The organism is Luteitalea sp., from assembly GCF_044337415.1.
Lineage (GTDB): Bacteria > Acidobacteriota > Vicinamibacteria > Vicinamibacterales > Vicinamibacteraceae > Luteitalea.
Window position 1 is genome coordinate 1 of record NZ_JBIINP010000389.1, and the last position, 2,660, is coordinate 2,660.

At 69.9% G+C, this 2,660-nt stretch carries 3 protein-coding genes; all 3 read right to left on the reverse strand.

Annotation, left to right across the window (positions count from 1 at the left end):
* A partial coding sequence (locus ACIRDX_RS22695; RefSeq protein WP_396627687.1) for a glycosyltransferase family 2 protein occupies nucleotides 1–1,100 on the reverse strand: 1,100 nt, incomplete at its 3' end.
* Nucleotides 1,101–1,284: 184 nt separating this feature from the next.
* The gene (locus tag ACIRDX_RS22700) at nucleotides 1,285–2,106 is read right to left on the reverse strand and encodes a PHP domain-containing protein (RefSeq protein ID WP_396627688.1); all 822 of its coding nucleotides are present in this window, start codon (nucleotides 2,104–2,106) and stop codon (nucleotides 1,285–1,287) included.
* Between the two features lie 55 nt (nucleotides 2,107–2,161).
* A partial coding sequence (locus ACIRDX_RS22705) for a sugar transferase (RefSeq protein ID WP_396627689.1) occupies nucleotides 2,162–2,660 on the reverse strand: 499 nt, incomplete at its 5' end.

A 2,660-nucleotide genomic window follows, 5' to 3' on the forward strand; every position in this document is an offset into this window, starting at 1 on the left:
GATCCCTTGAGGAGCCCCACGACCGAGGCCAGGTTCAGCACGCCGAAGTACCAGGCCACCTGCAGGAGGCGGCGTGTCTGGGGGACGGCCATCAGGACGAGCACCGTCGCCGCCAACGCCGCCCAGATCCACGGGGCCGCAGCGATCAGCGGCGGCAGCAGCAGCCCCGCGCTGGCGACCGCGATGCCGAGAAGGAAGAGCCCGGTGAACCACCGCAGGATCTTGTGCGAGACGATGGAGACGGCGAAGAATCCGACCTTCCACGGCTTGAGCACGTCGGAGGCCAGCCACACCGCCCGCCAACTGCGGCTGATGATGCGGACGCGCCTGCGGTACTCCTTGCTGGTGTCGCCCGCGGTCTCCTCGTAGCAGACGGCCTCGGGCTCGTACACGCCTCGCCACCCGGCGGCCACGATCTGCAGCGGGTTGAGGAAGTCGTTGATCCCGTCCTCCGGCAGCGTCTGCCAGAGCGGCTTGCGGATTGCGTAGATGGCGCCGTCGCCGCCCACGCTCGAGCCGACGGCCGTCTCGAGGCGCTTCAACTGCATCTCGTAGTTCCAGTACGCGCCCTCGCCCTCGTCGGCGGCGCCGTCCACGTCGCCCTCGTAGCGGGCCTCGCCCGTCACGCAGCCGACTGCCGGGTCGGCGAAGTTGCGCACGAGCATCCGGATGGCGTCGGGCTGGTACATCGCGTTCGCGTCGGAGAACACGACGATCTCGCCCGCCACCGACGGCACGGTCGCGTTCAGCCCCGCCGTCTTGCCGCGGCGGTCGGCCTGGCGCCGCAGCACGACGCCACGATCCGCGTAACTCTCGACGATCGCATCGGTCCCATCGCTCGATGCATCCGAGATGACCACGATCTGCAGGAGGTCACGCGGATAGTCGAGGGCCAGCGCGTTGTCGAGCTTGGCGGCGATGACGTCGGCCTCGTTGAACGCCGAGACGATGAGGGTCACCGGGGGCGTGATCGGCGCCTTGGCCACGGGGCGCGGACCGCGCAGCGCGACGATGGCGCGCAGCAGCAGCGGGTAGCCCACCACGACGTAGGCGATCACCGCCGCACATGTGGCGATGACGAGCAACCAGATCGTGGTCACGGCAGGATGCGTCCGCGCGCATCGGTCAGCGGTGAGGTTCCGAGGTTCTGCATGCGTGGTCCGGGCCGCCGCTCGTCATCGAGGCCCACGAGCGAAGGCGACGTCGGTGTCGGGCCGGGCGCCGCCCGGAGGGCAGGCGGCGGGCCGCGGCGACACCGGCCGCGGCCAGGTGTCCGACGTGACGCTACCGGCCGGCGCGCGCCAGCAGGGCAGCGAGGTCGGCTTCGGGCAACTGCACGACGCCGAAGAACTCTTCGCGCCGGGTGCCGGGCCCGTGGAAATCCGAACCACCGGTCACCAGCAGCCCGTGCTGCCGTGCCAGGCCCAGATAGTGCGCCGTGGCTGCCTCGTCGTGCGAGCTGTGATAGCACTCCATCGCGACGAGGCCTGCGTCCACGAGGCCAGGAATGATGTCGTCCTTCGGTCGATAGCCGGGGTGTGCCAGCGAGGGAATCCCGCCGCCGGCCACGACCAGGGCGACGACCTCCGCGGGGGTGACACCGGTGTGGGGCACGTACGCCGGGCTGTCTTCGCCGAGGTACCTGTCGAACGCCTCGGCGACGGTCGTGACGTGGCCCGCGGTGATGAGCGCCTGCGCGATCTGCGGGCGCGCCAGCGACTTGCCGCTGCCGGCCGCGGCCTCGATCATCGCGTCCCTGTCCACCGGCGCCCCGAGCCGCTCGAGACGGCTGGCGATCTCGAGGGCGCGATTGACGCGTTGCTGCCGCTGGGCCGCCAGCATCGGCTGCAGGCCCGGCGCATCCTCCGGGAGGAAGTAGGCCAGCATGTGCACGTCCTTGCCCCCGTGCACCGAGGTGATCTCGATGCCGGGCAGGCATGTCATGCCGCGCGCCTCGGCCGCCCGCTGCGTCGGCAGTACTCCCGCCATCGTGTCGTGGTCGGTGACCGCCATCGTACGAATCCCCTTGTCCCAGCAGCGCTGGACGAGGTCTTCGGGCGAGCAGCGTCCGTCAGACGCCGTGGTGTGCATGTGGAGGTCGATCACGAGCGGGACTCCTTGGTCGTGGCGCAGCTGATGCCGTCGGCGCCTGATGGTCTCGTCACTGGCCGCGCTTGAGCACGACGGTCTGCACGGTCTTGAACAGGACGAACAGGTCGAGGCTCATCGAGAGGTTCTTGATGTAGTAGAGGTCGTACTGGAGCTTTTCCATCGAGTCCTCGACGGAGGCGCCGTAGGTGTAGGACACCTGCGCCCAGCCGGTGACGCCCGGCTTGACGCTGTGCCGCTGGCCGTAGAACGGGATCTGCTCGGTGAGCATGCGCACGAACTCCGGCCGCTCCGGGCGGGGGCCCACCAGGCTCATCTCGCCCTTGAGCACGTTCCAGAGCTGTGGGATCTCGTCGAGCCGGGTCTTGCGGAGGAAGGCGCCGACCGGGGTCACGCGCGAGTCGTTGCGCTGCGCCCACACCGCTCCCGTGGCGGCCTCCGCGTCCGAGCGCATGGACCGGAACTTGTGCACCGTGAACGTGCGTCCGTGCTGCCCGACGCGCTCCTGGTGGTACAGGGCCGGACCGTGCGACGTCATGCGCACGGCGATG